At 44.1% G+C, this 18630-nt stretch carries 18 protein-coding genes; 14 read left to right on the top strand and 4 right to left on the bottom strand.

What is annotated here, in order from left to right:
• Nucleotides 1-549 precede the first annotated feature (549 nt).
• The 3 genes from UB32_RS09390 to UB32_RS09380 all read left to right on the top strand — a co-directional run bounded on the left by UB32_RS09390 (nt 550) and on the right by UB32_RS09380 (nt 3289).
• The gene (locus UB32_RS09390; RefSeq protein ID WP_044393197.1) at nt 550-1290 is read left to right on the top strand and encodes an ABC transporter ATP-binding protein; all 741 of its coding nucleotides are present in this window, start codon (nt 550-552) and stop codon (nt 1288-1290) included.
• A complete protein-coding gene (locus UB32_RS09385; protein WP_044393196.1) occupies nt 1283-2491 on the top strand; it encodes an ABC transporter permease in 1209 nt (402 codons plus the stop codon). Before UB32_RS09390 ends, UB32_RS09385 begins: the two co-directional genes overlap by 8 nt.
• Nucleotides 2492-2566: 75 nt before the next feature.
• Nucleotides 2567-3289 (top strand): EcsC family protein, encoded by a 723-nt coding sequence (locus UB32_RS09380; RefSeq protein WP_044393195.1) that lies wholly within the window; start codon nt 2567-2569, stop codon nt 3287-3289.
• Between the two features lie 47 nt (nt 3290-3336).
• On the opposite strand, the gene UB32_RS09375 is transcribed toward UB32_RS09380, so the two are convergent.
• The 3 genes from UB32_RS09375 to UB32_RS09365 all read right to left on the bottom strand — a co-directional run bounded on the left by UB32_RS09375 (nt 3337) and on the right by UB32_RS09365 (nt 6813).
• Complete coding sequence (locus UB32_RS09375) at nt 3337-4539, bottom strand: M20 family metallopeptidase (RefSeq protein WP_044393193.1); 1203 nt, start codon at nt 4537-4539, stop codon at nt 3337-3339.
• A gap of 115 nt (nt 4540-4654) precedes the next feature.
• Nucleotides 4655-6046 carry a hypothetical protein gene (locus tag UB32_RS09370; RefSeq protein WP_044393191.1) on the bottom strand — a complete coding sequence of 464 codons (1392 nt, stop codon included), beginning with the start codon at nt 6044-6046 and terminating at the stop codon, nt 4655-4657.
• Nucleotides 6047-6303: 257 nt separating this feature from the next.
• The gene (locus UB32_RS09365) at nt 6304-6813 is read right to left on the bottom strand and encodes an antibiotic biosynthesis monooxygenase family protein (protein ID WP_044393189.1); all 510 of its coding nucleotides are present in this window, start codon (nt 6811-6813) and stop codon (nt 6304-6306) included.
• Between the two features lie 246 nt (nt 6814-7059).
• Between UB32_RS09365 and hemE the strand changes: the two genes are divergently transcribed.
• The 3 genes from hemE (at nt 7060) to hemY (ending at nt 10586) form a co-directional block, all read left to right on the top strand.
• A complete protein-coding gene (gene hemE, locus UB32_RS09360; RefSeq protein ID WP_044393187.1) occupies nt 7060-8106 on the top strand; it encodes a uroporphyrinogen decarboxylase in 1047 nt (348 codons plus the stop codon).
• Between the two features lie 88 nt (nt 8107-8194).
• Complete coding sequence (gene hemH, locus UB32_RS09355) at nt 8195-9133, top strand: ferrochelatase (protein ID WP_044393186.1); 939 nt, start codon at nt 8195-8197, stop codon at nt 9131-9133.
• A gap of 25 nt (nt 9134-9158) precedes the next feature.
• Complete coding sequence (hemY, locus tag UB32_RS09350; RefSeq protein ID WP_044393185.1) at nt 9159-10586, top strand: protoporphyrinogen oxidase; 1428 nt, start codon at nt 9159-9161, stop codon at nt 10584-10586.
• Nucleotides 10587-10683: 97 nt separating this feature from the next.
• On the opposite strand, the gene yhfH is transcribed toward hemY, so the two are convergent.
• Nucleotides 10684-10818 (bottom strand): protein YhfH, encoded by a 135-nt coding sequence (gene yhfH, locus UB32_RS19420; protein WP_084221785.1) that lies wholly within the window; start codon nt 10816-10818, stop codon nt 10684-10686.
• A 171-nt stretch (nt 10819-10989) separates the two neighbouring features.
• Between yhfH and UB32_RS09340 the strand changes: the two genes are divergently transcribed.
• From UB32_RS09340 to UB32_RS09305, 8 genes are all read left to right on the top strand, one after another.
• Complete coding sequence (locus UB32_RS09340) at nt 10990-11724, top strand: MBL fold metallo-hydrolase (RefSeq protein WP_044393180.1); 735 nt, start codon at nt 10990-10992, stop codon at nt 11722-11724.
• A gap of 14 nt (nt 11725-11738) precedes the next feature.
• Nucleotides 11739-12728 carry a lipoate--protein ligase gene (locus UB32_RS09335; RefSeq protein WP_044393177.1) on the top strand — a complete coding sequence of 330 codons (990 nt, stop codon included), beginning with the start codon at nt 11739-11741 and terminating at the stop codon, nt 12726-12728.
• A gap of 149 nt (nt 12729-12877) precedes the next feature.
• The gene (locus UB32_RS09330; RefSeq protein WP_044393176.1) at nt 12878-14434 is read left to right on the top strand and encodes a fatty acid--CoA ligase family protein; all 1557 of its coding nucleotides are present in this window, start codon (nt 12878-12880) and stop codon (nt 14432-14434) included.
• 192 nt (nt 14435-14626) lie between these two features.
• Complete coding sequence (locus tag UB32_RS09325) at nt 14627-15355, top strand: AzlC family ABC transporter permease (RefSeq protein WP_044393174.1); 729 nt, start codon at nt 14627-14629, stop codon at nt 15353-15355.
• Nucleotides 15348-15653 carry an AzlD domain-containing protein gene (locus tag UB32_RS09320; protein ID WP_044393172.1) on the top strand — a complete coding sequence of 102 codons (306 nt, stop codon included), beginning with the start codon at nt 15348-15350 and terminating at the stop codon, nt 15651-15653. Before UB32_RS09325 ends, UB32_RS09320 begins: the two co-directional genes overlap by 8 nt.
• A 219-nt stretch (nt 15654-15872) precedes the next feature.
• Complete coding sequence (locus UB32_RS09315; protein WP_044393171.1) at nt 15873-16655, top strand: ABC transporter ATP-binding protein; 783 nt, start codon at nt 15873-15875, stop codon at nt 16653-16655.
• On the top strand, nt 16645-17400 hold the full coding sequence (locus UB32_RS09310) for an ABC transporter permease (protein ID WP_044393170.1): 756 nt from the start codon (nt 16645-16647) through the stop codon (nt 17398-17400). The genes UB32_RS09315 and UB32_RS09310 overlap by 11 nt, the downstream gene beginning before the upstream one ends.
• Before the next feature lie 19 nt (nt 17401-17419).
• Nucleotides 17420-18421, top strand: a complete 1002-nt coding sequence (locus UB32_RS09305) for an aliphatic sulfonate ABC transporter substrate-binding protein (RefSeq protein ID WP_044393169.1) — start codon at nt 17420-17422, stop codon at nt 18419-18421.
• The last annotated feature ends 209 nt before the right edge of the window (nt 18422-18630 follow it).

Raw genomic sequence — 18630 nt, 5'->3', positions numbered from 1 at the left:
CTCGAGGGGCTAGGCGCTGGAGCTGGACAATTCTCAGGGGAATTTTATACTTTCTTATCTTAAAGAAAGGACAGGATTCGCATAGAATCCTGTCCTTGAAGGGAAAACGATAAACTGTTCATCGACGTTCGTAAGCAGGTATACCTTTGATAAACACCTCATTTACAATTCTTTTGAATTATAATTAGGGTTATTCAGTTCCTGGTTCAATCGGACCATCCCCTGTCTGCTTTAGTCGGTTTCGCAACGTTTAAAGCGGGAAGTGATCTGCGACACACACCTCATCTCAAAATGTGGAGTGAACGGCTGGGTTCACATTGCGAGCGCAATGCATCCATCCCTTATCCTGAACGTGTAAATCAGCGTGCTGATAAATCGAATAATATGTCTTTAACAGACACCTCATTTCGAATTACTGCTGTTTCCCCTTCAAAAATTATCATTCCCCGAAAGGCAGGTACTATACAAAGAAGTAGCAGAAACTTTTCTAAAATGAGATGCATTTGTTAAAATAACGGTACACGACTATGAACGGGAAGGACGTTGCACATGTCTTTATTGGAAATTAACCAGGTTACCGGCGGATACACAAGGAATCCTGTGCTGAAAAAGGTTAGCTTCACTGTCAAGAATCAAGAAATCGTTGGATTGATTGGCCTGAATGGAGCTGGGAAAAGTACAACGATCAAGCATGTGATCGGATTGATGGAACCTCACCACGGTGAAATCAAAATCAATGGAAAGACATTCATGGAAGGGAAGGAAGAGTACAGAAAACAATTCACCTTCGTACCCGAAACGCCAATCCTCTATGATGAATTAACTTTGGAGGAGCATCTGCGCCTGACAGCGATGGCCTATGGCCTAAAGGAACAAGAGTACGAGCAGCGAATGGTTGTTTTGTTAAAAGAATTCAGGATGAACAAAAGGCTGAAATGGTTCCCAGCCCATTTTTCTAAAGGAATGAAGCAAAAGGTGATGATCATGTGTGCATTCCTAGTACAGCCTGCCCTATATATCGTCGATGAGCCATTTGTTGGACTCGATCCACTCGGGATTCAGTCTTTGCTGGATTTGATGGACAAGATGAAGCAGAACGGCGCCGGAATTTTGATGTCGACACATATCCTGGCTACTGCAGAACGGTATTGCGATCGTTTTGTGATCCTCCATAATGGGGAGGTACGGGCACAAGGGACGCTGGAAGAATTGCGTGAGCAGTTTAATATGGCCGGAGCTACCCTTGATGACCTGTATATCCAGCTGACAAAGGAAGAAGACTATGTTTAATCCGGAAGTCTTATGGAAGGAGCGTTTCAGGTCTTTTGCGAAGGAAACTGGCAGCTATCTCCGATATATCTTTAATGGCCATTTAATGATTGTTGTCCTGTTTTTATTGGGTACAGCGGCGTTTTACTATCAAGATTGGATAAAAACACTGCAGCCTGATTTTCCGGCAGCGTGGATTATTGCAGGTATTCTCTCAGTTGTCCTTACTTATAGTCCTATCCAAACATTCTTGACGGAAGCGGATAAAATTTTCCTTTTGCCGCTCGAAACAAAGCTGGCTGATTATTTCAGAAAATCGCTCCTTTTCAGCCTGAGCCTGCAGTCTTATCTTTTGCTGATGGTGCTTGCGGTGTTAATGCCGCTTCATGTAAAAGTCGATGGTGCAGATTTCCAGTCGTTTTTCAGTCTGCTGTTTGCCGTGATACTAATAAAGCTGATCAATCTTTTGATTCGCTGGCATGTTCAATACTTTATTGAATCAAGTGTGAAATGGACAGATAGTATCATCCGGTTCTTCATCAACATCGTGCTGCTCTATTTCCTTTTCTCAGCTGCTCCGTTGCTTTTTGCAGCTGTACCAGCGCTGATTTTAGTTTTCCTTTATCTGTACTATAAAAAACAGACTACGCTGAAGGGGCTGAAGTGGGAGCAATTGATTGAGGAAGAAGAACGGCGGATGAATGCCTTTTACCGTGTTGCCAATATGTTCACGGATGTTCCAAAGCTTCGGGACCGGTCCAGACGGCGAAAATGGCTGGACTGGCTGATCAATCGAATCCCTTACCGACAGGATCTTTCATTCAGCCACCTTTATATGCGAACTTTCGCTAGGTCCGGAGATTATTTCGGCTTGCTCGTGCGTCTTACCGCAATCGGCGGGGCTGCGCTTTATTTCGTTACATACGGACCAGGTCAAATTTTGTTCGCTTTGCTCTTCATGTATTTGACGGGGTTTCAACTTTTGCCGTTGTGGAATCATCATCAAAATAAACTTTGGGTCAGGCTCTATCCTTTAACGGAAAAGACGAGGAGGAAATCCTTTACTAGCCTGTTAGTGGGAATATTGCTGTTTCAAGCATTCGTATTTGCAGCAATTGTTTTGATGAAAGGAGAGCTCTTATTTGGAGCCATCATTTTGGCGGCCGGTACCGCTTTTTCCTTCTTCTTTGTCTATTTCTACAGCCTTAAAAAGCTTACATGATTATGAAATAGACTTTTTAAAGTCAATGTTTGCACTGGGGAAGTTTGCGTAAGTATGAACAGGAGGGAAAAGACTTTGAATGAGTATGAACGGAAGGTGTATGAAGAGGTACTTGCCTGGAAGCGGAAGCTGAATAAACGGTCGGGATTAGTAGCGCGTGCCTCAAAAAAAGCGCAGACAAAAGTGAACCAGCTGGTCCCGGAAAAAGTCCATCAAATCCTAACGGTAAGTATTAAAAATATGGTGAAAGCCACGCTTGCAGGCTCGAATTTAACAACGAGAAAACAGCAGGGAATCGGATTGTCACTCGCCAGCAAGGATGACATGTTGAACAAGAAACTTTCAGGATATAAACGAACGGCGGCTGTCGAAGGAGCAGGTACAGGAGCTGGCGGAATCTTGCTTGGCATCGCGGACTTTCCGCTGCTGCTATCGATCAAAATGAAATTTCTATTTGAAGCTGCCTCGATATATGGGTTTGATCCTGCCAAATATGAAGAGAGGCTATTCATCCTTTATGTATTTCAGCTGGCATTTTCAAGCGATAGCAAAAGAAAGCAGACATTGGATTTGCTTGAAAATTGGGAAAGTCGGAAAGAGGAGTTGGTGGAACTCGATTGGCAGCAATTCCAACAGGAATACAGAGATTATATCGATTTGGCGAAAATGCTGCAGCTAATGCCGGGGATTGGGGCCGTAATAGGTGCTTATGCGAATTATAATTTACTTGATCAGCTTGGAGAAACAGCCATGAATGCCTATCGAATGAGAATTTTGCAAGCACCGCCACAAATCTGACAGAAAAAAGGACTGCAAACGAGTTTGTCTGCAGTCTGATTTAGCATCTACGCTAATGTTTCCTGGCGGGTATGCTGTTCCTTCGTTTGATAGTTCAATGCAGCTGAACAAAGTGTTTTTGCAGCAATGATCATTGCTTTTTCATCAATATCGAATCTTGGATGATGATGTGGATAGGATTCCGCAGTTTTCGGTTTTGCTCCTGTGAAAAAGAATGTCCCTTTCACATGCTGGAGGTAGTAAGCAAAGTCTTCCCCACCCATTTGCAAGGGACTTTCTTCAATTTTGGTCACGTCCATTACCTTTGAAGCACATTCAATCAGAAATTCGGTTTCTGCTGCATGGTTCACAACGGCTGGATATCCCTTTTCATACAAATATTGATACGTACAATCGGTTGCCAGGCAGGTTCCCTCGACAATTTTTTCGATTTCGGCTGCGATAAAATCACGCGTACTTTCATTGAATGTTCTTACAGTACCAATCAACTTAGCTTTATCGGCGATAACATTGAATGCATTTTCTGCCACAAACGAGCCGACCGATACAACGGCGGAGTCGACAGGATCGACACGTCTGCTGACGATTTGCTGAAGGCTTGAAATGAGCTGTGCTCCAGCAACAATGGCATCCTTTGTTTTATGCGGCTGTGCACCGTGGCCCCCTTTGCCCTGGATGGCAATCTCAAAGCGATCGGCTGCAGCCATGATCGGTCCAATGCGGTATTGGACAGTTCCCGTCGGTTCAGTGGCCCACAGGTGGGTGCCAAAAATGACATCGACACCTTCAAGGCAGCCGTCTTCGATCATCGAAATCGCTCCGCCTGGTGCGTACTCTTCTGCATGCTGGTGAATCATCACATAAGTTCCGTGAAGATTGTCCTTCGCCTCATGCAATACTTTTGCCAGGACAAGCAATGTCGCTGTATGGCCATCATGTCCACATGCATGCATGACGCCTGGAACGAGCGATTTGTACGGGACATCCTTTTCATCCTGGATCGGAAGGCCATCAAAGTCAGCCCTAAGAGCAACTGTTTTGCCCGGTTTGGCTCCGTATATTTTTGCGACTACCCCATTGCCGCCAACGTTGGTACGCACTTCGACCCCGAGTTTTTCATAAAATTCCGCGATATACCTCGCCGTGTCCTTTTCCTGAAAAGACAGTTCTGGATGTTGGTGCATAAAGCGGCGGATTTCAACCATTTCCGGAAAAAGAGTTTCTATTTTCGTAAATAACTGATCTTGCAAATAATTCATCTCCCTTACGTATAATAGTTTGATAATTAAAATAATTATAACATAATTTATGAATAAAAAGGGAAAAGAAGCTCTCTGAAACAGGAGCTTCTTCTAATAAGGAGAACTAGATTAGGAACATTGCCACGATCGTAGTTACGATCAATCCTATAGTGACGGGTAGGAGGTTGCGTCTTGCCAGCTCGAATGGGTCGACACCGCAAATGGCTGCTGCTGGTATCAGTGCCCAGGGAACGAGGGTGCCACCGCCGACCCAAATTGCGGCAATCTGCCCAAGTGCTGTCAAGGTTGCTGCCCCAGCACCGATCGCAGTCGAGAAAATGGCAGCGACCGATCCAGCGAGGGAGATGCCGGAAAATCCTGAGCCATCCAGTCCGGTTATTGCTCCCACTGCTGTAAGCGTTACTGCACCAACTTCTGCGTTAAGAGGTACAACAGAAGATAGTGCCACACCCAGGTCATTGACAATGCCAAGCGATGTCTTTGGGAGGAACTCACCGATGATGGTTTTGAAGCCGGAGTCGCCAAGGTAGAAAAATGCGGCGATTGGGATAACGGCTCCAAAAACCTTGAATCCAAACTGAAAGCCTTCGATAAGGTAACTGGTTGTTTTTTCAATGCCTTTGTTTTTGTGTGCTGCAAGTGATATCAGCAGCAGAATGAAAATGGAAGTTCCGCCAATTAGCGCAGTCGCATCGCCGCCCTGAAGGTCAAGAATGGACATTGCGGCAACATCCGCTGCGAACAATAGCGGAATCAGGAGAGCGAAGAACCTCTTGGCTCCATCTGACAGCAAAGTCGGATCACTTGTTTTGGTTAATTCAACTTCAAGGGAACCATTGCTTTTTATTTTGCCGTTTTTCATATCATGTTTTAAAAGATAGAAAGCGCTCACCGTTGTAACAATCCCCATGACTATGACCAGAGGGATACTTGCCTGAACGACCGAATCGACGGGAATACCGGCAGCATCAGCTGTCAGTTTTGGAGCAGCCTGGATGACAAAATCACCAGATAGGGCTATTCCGTGTCCGAAGAGATTCATAGCGACCGCCACGCCGATGGCTGGAAGGCCGACTCGTACTGCAACTGGTAAAAGCACAGCACCCATCAAAGCCACTGCGGGAGAGGGCCAGAAAAACCAGGAAATGCACATCATGACTATTCCGATAGTCCAATAAGCCAGTGCAGGTGTTTTAATCAACTTGGCGAATGGGGAAATCATTGCATCATTAATTCCTGTCACGGTGAGTGTTCTGCTCATCGCCACAATAATGGAGATCACAAGAATGGTAGGCAAAAGCTCCGTTATCGCATAGATGAAGCTTGTAAAGACACTGCTAACCGAGCCACTCAAAGAGCCCGTCGCGACGATTGCCAGTAAAAAGATTCCGATAATCGATATAAGCGCTGTATCTCTTTTCCTGACCATAAACCCGATGATTAAAAAAATGAAAAAAACATATATCCAATGTAGTGCAGTTAATTCTACAACCATTGAGAAATGCTCCCTTCTGATTGATAAATGGTGATGAATATAGCAACTTCCTTTTGAGTACTACAGAATATGTTAAAAGCACAAAGATGTGTGCGGATGGATGAAAATTCACCTAGAGAGATTTTTTCGAATGTTTTAGAAGGAGAGGGAAGGATCGTCACTCGATCGGTGGAGTTTAATAAATGGCTGAGCGTGGGGTTAATGATCAGAAAAAAAGCGTCCTCCAGTATAAACATGGAGACGCCAATAGCGGAAAATTACTCGCTTTCGATATAATATTTGGAAACAAATGATGCACTTTCAAAAAGAGTTGGCTTTGCGCCAGCAATCCCTGCTTCTGTACCGCGGTTTTTATGTGCATCGGCATACGCTTTGGACTTTTGCCAATTTTCAAACGAGCTTTCCTGATCCCAGATAGTCAGGATGATGTAGGTGTTAGAGCTCAATGGCCGCAGTACGCGAATGGCGACAAATCCGGGTTCCTTCTCAATCTTTCTCGGTCTGTTCAAGAAGCGGTCCTCAAAAAGCGGCCGGCCTTCCTCGGTTACTGGAATATTATTGAGGACAGCAAACCCTTTATGTCCGAGATTGCCCGCTGAATCAATCACTTTATATTTCCGTGGTGAGTTGAATAATGTCTGTCCTTCTGTTTCATGCACAAGGATGGATGATTCACTGTTGTTCATCAGAACCATGTTTTCATCCTGGTGTTTCTCTTTTAATTTCAATAGAAAATCAGCTGTCCCAGATGTAATGAAAAGATTCATATCTTCCCCTCCATTTTTAGTCTTTTGATTAGTAATTTCACATCTACCTTTAGTTTCCCTTCTTTTCAAGAAAGAAAAACGTCTAATTTTCAACAATTGAACGCGTTACCTATGAAAAAGGAAGGGAAAAACGATATAGTGTAGATAGTTCGATTTTAGAAGCTTATTGGAAAATAGATGTTTTTTATTTCCCCCTTTTTATATTACAATGGAGTACAGACATTATCGAAAGGTGGACCAAACTTAATGAGCAAGATAACCAATGATGCTCTCTTAAAAGCAGCCAGAGGGGAAAAGACAGACCATGTCCCTGTTTGGTATATGAGACAAGCTGGACGGTCCCAGCCTGAATATAGAGAAATCAAAGAAAAATATTCCCTGTTCGAGATCACTCATCAGCCTGAACTTTGTGCATATGTAACAAGGCTTCCGGTAGAACAGTATGGGGTAGATGCCGCCATCCTTTATAAAGATATTATGACCCCGCTCCCAGCAATGGGCGTAGACGTCGAAATCAAGTCAGGCATCGGACCGATCATAGCAAATCCGCTAACCTCGCTGTCGGATGTTGAGAAATTGGGCAAAATCAATCCAGAGTCAGATATTCCGTATGTTCTCGATACGATCAAGCTTCTTACCAAAGAACAGCTTACTGTCCCACTGATCGGCTTTTCAGGTGCGCCGTTTACACTTGCCAGCTATTTGATCGAAGGCGGACCTTCAAAAAACTATAATAAAACAAAGGCATTTATGTATTCTCAGCCTGAAGCCTGGTATGCACTAATGGACAAGCTTGGCGATATGGTAATTACCTATGCGAAATCCCAAATCAAAGCCGGCGCAACAGCAATCCAGATTTTTGACTCGTGGGTTGGCGCATTGAATGTTCAAGACTACCGCACATTTATTAAACCAGTCATGAACAGAATTTTCTCGGAGCTGAAAAGCGAGAATGTGCCGTTGATCATGTTTGGTGTTGGTGCAAGCCATCTTGCTCTTGAATGGCAAGACATCCCACTTGATGTTGTTGGTCTTGATTGGCGTTTGCAGATAGACGAGGCGCGTGCGCTTGGCATCGAGAAAGCAATTATGGGCAATCTTGATCCGGCGATCCTGCTTGCTCCTTGGGATGTCATTGAAGAAAAGGCGAAAGCAATCCTTGATCAAGGGATGGAGCGTTCTGGCTACATCTTTAACCTAGGACATGGTGTTTTCCCATCAGTGAACCCCGATGTGCTGAAAAAATTGACTGCATTCATCCATGAGTATTCGGCCTCAAAGCTGGGCCAATAGGTTCTGTCCGCCATCAGAGCATTAGATTTGGTAATGGACGGTTATTTTTACAGAATAAAAGCTTAGAGACTGCAAAAGAGGTGCGATGATGACGAAGAAAAAGATGGGTTTGCTGGTGATGGCATATGGCACTCCCTACAAGGAAGAAGATATTGAACGTTACTATACACATATCCGCCACGGACGCCCACCTGCACCGGAAATGCTTGAAGATTTACGGAACCGGTATGAAGCGATTGGCGGAATTTCTCCGCTGGCGAACATCACGGTGGAGCAAGGCGAGAAGCTCACACAGCATTTGAACACTATCCAGGAGGGGGTCGAATTCAAACTGTATCTTGGATTGAAGCATATGGAGCCTTTTATCGAAGAGGCTGTCAAGCAAATGCATGAAGACGGAATAGAAGAGGCGGTCAGCATCGTTTTAGCTCCACATTTTTCCACCTTCAGTGTAAAGGCCTATAATGGCCGAGCAAAGGAAGAAGCTACCAAGTTAGGTGGACCCGAGATTGTTTCCGTGGAAAGTTGGTATAAGGAACCGAAATTCATTAAGTACTGGTCAGATCGTGTCGCAAAAACATATGCAGAGATGCCTGCTGATGAACAGAAAAAGTCGGTCTTGATTGTTTCTGCCCATAGCCTTCCGGAAAAAATTCTCCAGATGGGCGATCCTTATCCTGAACAATTGAAGGAAACAGCAGACTTGATTGCCAAGCAGGCTGGGGTAAAGAATTACGCGGTAGGCTGGCAAAGCGCCGGCAATACCCCTGAACCTTGGCTTGGACCAGATGTTCAGGATTTGACGCGAGAACTATATGAAGAGCACGGCTACAAAGCGTTTGTTTATGTGCCAGTTGGGTTTGTTTCCGAGCATCTTGAAGTCTTATATGACAATGATTATGAATGCAAGGTGGTAACGGATGAAATCGGAGCCAGCTATTACCGACCGCCAATGCCGAATGCGAAACCGGAGTTCATTGACGCTATGGCAGATGTTATTTTAAAAAAGCTGTCATCTTCAAGCTAAACTTACTAAAAGAAGGTGATTTACCGTGACGGATAGGAAAAAAGTGGTAATAATCGGGGGAGGCATCACTGGTTTGACTGCTGCCTATTATTTGCAAAAGCATGCCAGGGAGAATGAGCTTCTTTTAGAAGTAAAGCTGGTGGAAGCCTCACACCGGGTTGGCGGGAAAATGCAGACGTACGTAAAAGACGGCTTCGTCATTGAAAGAGGACCGGATTCTTTTCTTGAAAGAAAAGAAAGTGCAGGCCGTCTGGCGAGAGAAGTCGGATTAGGGGATAAATTAGTCAATAACAGTACAGGAAAATCGTATGTGCTCGTTAAGGACAGACTTCACCCAATTCCAGGTGGCGCGGTGATGGGGATTCCTACTCAGATCAGCCCGTTTGTAACAAGTGGATTGTTTTCATGGCCGGGGAAATTTCGGGCTGCCGGAGACTTCTTCCTGCCACCTTCAAAGGTGGCAGGGGACCAGTCGCTTGGAGACTTTTTCCGGCGCAGGCTTGGTGATGAAGTAGTCGAGAATTTGATTGAACCTTTGCTCTCAGGCATTTACGCCGGAGATATTGATAATATGAGTTTATTGTCTACCTTTCCGCAATTTTATCAGACAGAGCAGAAATATGGCAGCTTGATTCTTGGGACAAAGAAATCGACACCTGCCCCAAAAAAGCAGCCTGCAGAACTAGCGCAAGCGAAGAAAAAAGGGATGTTCCTGACCGTAACGTCTGGGCTCCAGTCGTTTGTAGATGCGATTGAATCGAAGCTGGAGTCAGGATCGGTCATCAAGGGAATCCGTGTGGATAAAGTAAGCAAGCAGAAGCGAGGGTACCGTTTGCGGCTGAGCAGCGGGGAGACGCTTGATGCAGATAGCATCCTTGTAGCTGCACCTCATGAAGCTGCCTTGCATATTTTCGCGGATCATGAGCATATTTTTACGCCATTCCGCGACATGCCTTCCACATCCGTGGCAACAATCGCCATGGCGTTCCCGGAAAGTGTGATAAAAGAAGATATCGATGGAACTGGTTTCGTCGTCTCCAGAAATAGTGATTATACGATTACAGCTTGTACATGGACGCATAAAAAGTGGCCCCATACAACACCAGAGGGAAAAGTTTTGCTCCGTCTTTATGTCGGCAGACCAGGTGATGAAGCAATTGTTGATCTCTCAGATGATGAAATCATCCAAATAGCATTGGAAGATTTAAATAAAATAATGGAGATTCAAACCCAGCCTGATTTCGCCGTCGTATCTCGCTGGAAGGAAGCAATGCCCCAGTATACTGTCGGGCACAAGCAGCGAATCGCTAATCTGAAGCGTAATCTTGAAGAAGAGCTACCCGGCGTTTTTGTCGGTGGAAGCTCTTTTGAAGGAGTCGGTCTTCCCGACTGCATCGATCAGGGAGAAGTAGCGGTCGAAAAAATTCTTGAATATTTGCAGTTTAACCGGTAACATGTTTGGAAAAAAGGAAGCCAGCCCGTCAATGGAGGGCTGGCTTTTCATCTATTGGTTTATCACTGCAGAAAAAAACAGGAAAGGAAAACGTTGGTTAGAATTTTCCCGGATCCATGCATTTATCACATTTGTTTCCATAGCATTCATGCTGTTCATCAATTGTCTCTCCACATTCGATACACTGCTTCTTTGGCAAATTGCGAAAAAATTCTACCACATTTTTAATCATGCTGTCTCCTCCATTTGGTTAGTTGTTTGATACAGTACTATCATTTACTATATTGTATTATAACAGCACAAAAGATGTCAAACAAAATTTTCTGAAAAAATCACTAGTATGAAAAAATGGACAAAATAAAGTATAGTAAAAGAAAATCGTGATTTTATAGGAGGGAAAGCTTTGAAACTGACAATCGTGGGATTCTGGGGTGGATATCCTAAAGTAAACGGAGCTAGTGCTGGATACTTACTTGAACAGGAAGGATTTAAGCTCATGATCGACTTTGGCAGCGGCGTGCTCGCGAAGCTTCAAAATTTTGTACAGCCAGAAGAACTGGATGCAATCGTGCTGTCGCATTATCATCCTGATCATGTTGCCGACATCGGTGTACTGCAGCACGCACGCTTGATCCAGGGGTTTTTAGGCAAAAAATTCCCTCAGTTGCCGATTTACGGTCACGCACAGGACAAGCAGGAGTTCGCAAAACTTACTTATAAGAATATTACAAAGGGAGTGGACTACCACTCGTCAAAAAAACTGGAGATCGGACCTTTCACCATCTCCTTTCTTCCTGCGACCCATCCGGTCCCATGTTATGCCATGCGAATCGAAGCTGGCGGCAAATCTCTGGTGTATACAGCTGATACTTCCTATAAGGAAGATCTCCTTCCTTTTGCATCCAATGCGGACTTATTGCTTTCAGAATGCAACTTCTATGGTAACCAGGACGGCAAGGGTGCAGGGCATATGAACAGCTATGAAAATGGAAAGCTCGCTAACCAGGCGGGAGTAAAGCAGCTGGTCCTGACTCACTTGCCACATTATGGTGAGATCGATCAGCTTGTTTCCGAAGCTTCCACACTATTTTCCGGGCCGATAACCCTGGCCAGGGAAGGTCTTGAAATAACCGTATAAAAGGAGAATCAACCATGTTATTTATTGATAATAAAGGAATTACAGATCCAAGAATCAACCTGGCAATTGAAGAGTATGCCTTAAAGAATCTTGATATCAATGAAACCTACCTGCTTTTCTATATAAACGAGCCATCCATCATCATTGGCAAGAACCAGAACACAATGGAAGAAATCAATACTGAATATGTAGAAAAGAATGGGATTCATGTCGTCCGCCGTTTATCCGGAGGCGGAGCGGTGTATCATGACCTTGGCAACTTGAATTTCAGCTTTATTACCAAGGATGACGGGGACAGCTTCCATAATTTCAGGAAGTTTACCGAGCCAGTAGTGAACGCACTTAGGAAAATGGGAGTAAATGCGGAATTAAGCGGCAGGAATGACCTGTTGGCAGAAGGCAGGAAGATTTCCGGAAATGCGCAATTTTCAACAAGAGGCCGGATGTTCAGCCATGGTACACTTTTGTTTGATTCAGAAATCGAAAGCGTCGTTTCGGCGCTTAACGTGAAAAAAGACAAAATAGAATCTAAAGGAATCAAATCAATCCGCAGCCGAGTCGCGAATATTTCCGAGTTCCTTTCAAATAAAGTGACAATTGAGGAATTCCGCTCACTTCTGTTAAAAAATATCTTTGAAGGGCTGGATGAAATTCCAGAGTATGTTTTAACAGAAAAGGACTGGGAAAATATTCAAAAACTTTCAAAAGAACGGTATCAGAATTGGGATTGGAATTACGGGAAGTCGCCTAAATTTAATCTGCAGCATTCCCATCGTTTCCCTGTTGGCCAGATTGATGTCCGTTTTGAGGTCAACAAGGGAATCATTGACCATTGCAAAATCTATGGGGATTTCTTTGGAGTAGGCGATGTCAGTGTGATTGAACAAAAGCTGACTGGGATAAAGTATGAGAAATCAAAAATTGTCACTGCGTTAGAGGATGTAGACATCGAACACTATTTCGGAAATATTTCTAAAGAAGACTTTATTAACTTAATTTATTAATTTTTGAAACGCGGTGTGGATGCACCGCGTTTTCTATCGTGAAAAATAATTGTTGAAATCTTGACACATTTTTCTTGAATCCATAATTTTCTTTCAATATAATATATTTAGAAAACTTTTTTTACAGTGCAAAGGGGGAAGGGAGACAAATGAATCTTTCATCACAGCTTCATCACACTGCCTCAATGCTGGGCAGTAAACCGGCATATTTTTTTATGGACGAAGCAAGTACGTACGCTGAACTGGATGCTGCCGTCACAAAGTTTGCATCTGGTCTTGTAAAATTAGGGGTGGAAAAAGGGGATCATATTGCTTTGCTGCTCGGAAACTCTCCACATTTTGTCATCAGTTTGTACGGAGCTTTAAGACTTGGTGCAACAGTCATTCCTATCAATCCAATTTACACCGCAGATGAAATCGGCTATATCCTCCATAATGGCGATGTGAAAGTTGTTGTCGGTCTCGACATGATGCTCCCACTTGCCGAAAAGATGCATCTACAGCTGCCAAAGGTCGAGCACTTTGTTATAGCTGAGACTGGCCAAAGCCAGATGACTGAAGAAGAAATGTCCCAGCTTTCAATCGGAACAAAAATGAAATCGTTTACACAGATTGTTGCCTCCGGCGACCTTGGCTTTCGTGGCTCCACGCTGAATGACGACGATGTCGCGATCATTCTTTATACATCCGGCACAACCGGAAAGCCGAAGGGGGCCATGCTGACGCATAAAAATCTTTACAGCAACGCCAAAGATGTAAGCGATTACTTAAAGATGAATGAAGAAGACAGGGTGATTACTGCCCTGCCAATGTTCCATGTCTTCTGCTTGACCGTGGCCCTTAATGCACCGTTGATGAATGGGGCAACATTGTTGATTGTTCCTAAATTCAGCCCAGCGGAAGTGTTCCGAATTGCTAGAGAGTACGATGCTTCTGTATTTGCAGGAGTACCAACCATGTATAATTTCCTATTCCAATATCCAGAAGGGAATCCGGATGATCTTAAATCGCTAAGATTGTGTATTTCAGGGGGGGCTTCCCTTCCGGTTGCACTTCTTCAAAATTTCGAGCGAAAATTCAACGTCAGGATTTCAGAAGGATATGGTTTATCTGAGGCGTCACCGGTTACCTGCTTCAACCCGCTTGATCGTCCGCGCAAGCCTGGTTCAATCGGAACCTCCATTATGAATGTGGAAAACAAGGTCGTCAATGAAATGGGAGAAGAAGTGGCTCCTGGGGAAGTTGGCGAATTGATCGTCCGTGGCCCGAATGTAATGGCAGGCTACTACAAGATGCCGGAAGAAACCGCTGCAACCATTAAGGATGGCTGGTTGTATACTGGAGACCTTGCCCGAATGGACGAAGATGGGTATTTTTACATCGTTGACCGCAAGAAGGATTTAATCCTTGTCGGCGGTTACAATGTGTACCCACGCGAGGTCGAGGAAGTATTGTATAATCATCCAGATATAGTGGAGGTTGCAGTATTAGGCGTACCAGATGCGAATTTTGGCGAAGCGGTAATGTGCTATGTAGTTAGCAAAAATCCTGATCTAACAGAAGAGCAGTTGATGGAGTACTCAAGAAAGCACCTGGCAAAGTATAAGGTGCCAAACGCGATCGAATTTCTAGAGGAACTGCCGAAAAATACCACCGGCAAAATTTTAAGAAGAGCTCTGAAAAAGCAGGTTCTGCAAGAAAGATAATTACAAAGCAAGAGGCAGGCGCTCCGTGTCTGTCTCTTTTTAAACTAGAATGTTAATGAACTGCGAATTTTCCGAAATAAAAAGTATTTCGATCAAAGAAATACTTTTCCACAGTGCTGGGAGAATGTATAATATAGTTTAATTGATTAAAGGATTTCCATTCTTACATAGTACAAGAAAGGCGGGAAGGTCGTGGAAAGTACATTGGCTGTGAAGCAGGCAACAGATTTTAAAAAAGGGATTCAATCAGGCATCAGCATTGCGATAGGCTATATGCCGATTGCACTTACCTTTGGCTTGATCGCCAAGACAACGGGACTTGCGCTAGGGGAGACTGTCATGATGAGCATGCTGGTATTTGCTGGTGCTGCACAGTATATCTCCTTAAGTCTCCTGGCACAGGGAATCGGAATTTTCGAGGTGATCCTTACTACCTTTATCGTGAATATCCGTCATTTCCTCATGTCTGCGTCCTTGAACGAGAAGGCGGAGGAAGATACGGTTGGAGCGAGGATTGCGTATTCCTTTGGGATTACCGATGAAACGTTTTCGGTCGCAGCCACGCAGGCTGGAACGGTAAATGCCGGGTATATGTTTGGCTTGAATCTCACTGCCTACTCGAGCTGGGTTGTCTTTTCAGGGCTGGGTTACCTTGTCGGGGCTGGATTGCCGCAAACCCTTCAGGAAAGCATGTCAGTCGCATTGTATGCTATGTTTGTTGGCTTATTGGTTCCATCGATGAAAACCAATGTGAAAGTTATCTACCTGGCAGTACTCGCTGCTGCGTTCAACTCGATTTTCACGATGGCTGAATGGATGTCAACGGGCTGGGCGATTGTCCTGGCAACGTTATTGTCAGCTGTTCTTGTAGAAACTGTCGAAACGTTCAAGAAAAGCAGGAGGACAGAAGCAGATGAGTAGAGAGATTATCATCATGATCATAGGCATGGCTGTCGTGACCTACATACCGAGGATGCTTCCGTTCGTTATGTTCCGGGGAAAAGAACTGCCGCCTTTTTTGCAAGGAGTCTTGAAGAATGTTCCGTTTGCCACACTGGGAGCGCTAATCTTCCCAGCAATCCTGTTCATCCAAGAAGACATCTGGTACGGCCTGATCGGTGCAGCGGCCGCGTTCATTGTTGCTTTTTTGGGAGCGAATGTGATTTTGGTGGTAATTGGTTCCATATCCGTTTTGACCTTATATTCTTATTTTTTCTAGATCTGCCGGCGAGCAGGTCTTTTTTTATTAGTCAATATAATTGGTGCAACCAGGACTTTCTCAGGACAGATTAAAGAACTTTTTTCAGAACCATTAAAGAAAAGACAGGCTGCACGAGCCCAAAAATAAAGAAATGTTGACAAGATGATTGAATAGATTATAATTAACTTAATTAAATCCGACTAAACTAATGTGTATTATAGGGATAAGGTGATTAAGTTGTTTATAGAAATCAACCATGTGCAAAAACAGTATGCAGACAAAAATAATCACCAGGTTGATATATTAAAAGATATTAATCTTGGAGTGAATAAAGGGGAGTTTGTTTCAATTCTTGGCCCTTCAGGATGTGGGAAATCTACGCTATTATCGATTGTCGCCGGTCTGACTCCGGCAACTGGCGGAGAAATCCTCGTTTCTAGAAAACGAATTGAAAAGTCAGGAAAAGACAGGGGGATGGTATTCCAGCAGGCAGCTTTATTCCCATGGCTAAATGTACTGGAAAATGTAATTTTCCCACTGAAGAAGGAGATGCCAAAGAAACAGGCAGAAGAGCAAGCAAAGAAATATTTGCAAATGGTTCAGCTGAGCAATTATCTTTCGCATTATCCTCATGAGCTGTCTGGCGGTATGCAGCAGCGTGTGGCTATTTCCAGGGCGCTTGCGATGAACCCTGATATCCTTTTGATGGATGAACCATTTGGGGCGCTTGATGAACAAACGCGTTCACGTCTTCATGATCAGCTGGAGACAATCTGGTCAGAAACGCAAAAAACGATTTTATTCGTAACACACAGCATCTCCGAATCCATTAAGCTATCAGACCGGATTGTTGTTATGGGAATCAAGCCAGGCGTAATCCTAAAGGATATCAAAGTGGATATTCCGAGGTCGCGCCATGAGCATAAAAAAGAAATGGTAGAACTTGAAGAGTATATCATGGGCTTCCTGAAGAAGGAGATTGACAAAGTCATCAGGGAGGAGCTTACACATGAATCCTAACATTAAAAGAATCCTATTTTTCACAGTCCTTATTGCTTTCTGGTATACAGGGAGCAAGCTTGAATGGTGGCTGCCGATCATCCTTCCAGCCCCTGAAAAAGTCCTTGAGGCTCTTTTAACAGGATTCCAGGATAAAACGCTTGTGTATGACTTAATTGCCAGTTTCAAACGGCTTGCTATCGGTCTTGGTCTCTCGCTGGTAATAGGCACAGGACTTGGTGTCCTGCTCGCAAAATCAAAAACGGCGGATGAGACTCTTGGAACAGTGGTGCTCGCGCTGCAAAGCGTACCAAGTATCATATGGCTTCCACTTGCGATTATGTGGTTCGGAATGAATGAGAAGGCCGTTATTTTCGTTGTTGTTCTCGGAGGGACATTCGTCATGACTCTTAATATCAGAGTAGGCATAAAGAATGTTTCACCCTTATTTATTAAGGCAGCGAAGACAATGGGGGTAAATGGCTGGGACTTATACAAAAGAGTGATTTTCCCGGCAGCGATTCCTTATGTCGTAACAGGATCAAGACTCGCATGGGCTTTTGCATGGAGAGCCTTGATGGCCGGCGAACTGTTGAGCACAGGTCCAGGACTTGGCTACACACTCCGTTATGCATCGGATTTCGGGGATATGGCTCTTGTTATTGGCGTTATGATCATCATCGGCTTTATCGGAACAATCGTAGACCAGCTTATTTTCCAACGTATCGAAAAATCGGTTCTCAATCGCTGGGGACTTGAATCATAAAAAGACAGGGGGAAATCACATGAAAAAAGCTTCGATATTTTTAGCGTTTTTAATGATATTCGCGGTGCTTCTGGCAGGCTGCGGTATAGGAGGAGGAGCTTCAAAAACGGCGGGCGAAAAGGAGAAAATCGTTATCGGTTATTTTCCTAACATCAACCACGTACCTGCCATGGTGGCAAAAGACAAGGGCTATTTTGAGAAGCAGCTTGGCGACGGGAAAACAATGGAGTATAAGATATTTGCTGAAGGTGGTTCATTCATGACTGCTTTGAAAACAGGTGAAATCGATGCAGGCCTTGTAGGCCCGGGACCAGCTATGAATAACTACTCAACTGGAGCAGACGTTAAGATTATTGCTGGCGCGTCTACTGGCGGCACAGTAGTATTGGCAAGAAAGGGAGTCAAGATTGATTCGGTTGATGACTTCGCAGGAAAGACTTTCATTACCCCTGGGGTGGGCTGCACACATGATGTCCAGTATGAAACCTATCTTGAAGCAGAGGGAATCACTTCACAGCGTATTGGCGGATCAATGAAACATCTTACCGGCCAGCCAGCACAGTATGCAGCAATGCTTAAGTCCGGAAAGGTTGATATTGCGGTTGCTCCAGAGCCATGGGCTGCAGTAATTGAAAAAGAAACAGGAGCAGAGGTCGTCATTGGCTGGGATGAAGTATCATTTGGCGAAACACTTCCAGCTTCCGTAATGGTCACTTCAGGCAAAATGATCAAAGAAAAGCCTGAGACAGTCCAGAAAATCATTAATGCTCACAAAGACGCTGTGAAATTCATCAACGATAATCCAGCAGTAGCACAGGAAATTACAATTAAAGACATCAAAGAAACAACAGGACAGGAACTAGAAAAGGAGGAAGTAGAACTAGCTTGGAAACGTATCGGTTTTACCCATGAAGTCGATGCGCAGGCAATCCAGGACTTCTCGGATTCATCCTACTCACTTAAATTCCTTAAAGACAAACCAGATTTCAAAACAATGATTGACGACAGCTTCCTGAAATAAAAACTAAGGGTACCCGGAGATTTTCGGGTACTTTTTTTCTGTTAAAATCAATATTGAATGAATGAAGAAATATGGAATCCTCTCAGCTAACGAAGATTTCGTGTATAAACGAAGGACTTGTGCCCGAAAAGCAGAGAAGTTGGAGAGTTCGGTAACATATCGGAGGAATATGTGCCCGAAAAGCAGAGAAGTTGGAGAGTTCGGTAACA

The organism is Mesobacillus subterraneus (genome assembly GCF_000934845.1).
Taxonomy (GTDB): domain Bacteria; phylum Bacillota; class Bacilli; order Bacillales; family Cytobacillaceae; genus Mesobacillus; species Mesobacillus stamsii.
Note: the sequence above shows the minus strand (reverse complement) of the source record. Positions and strands in the feature narration are given on the sequence as shown.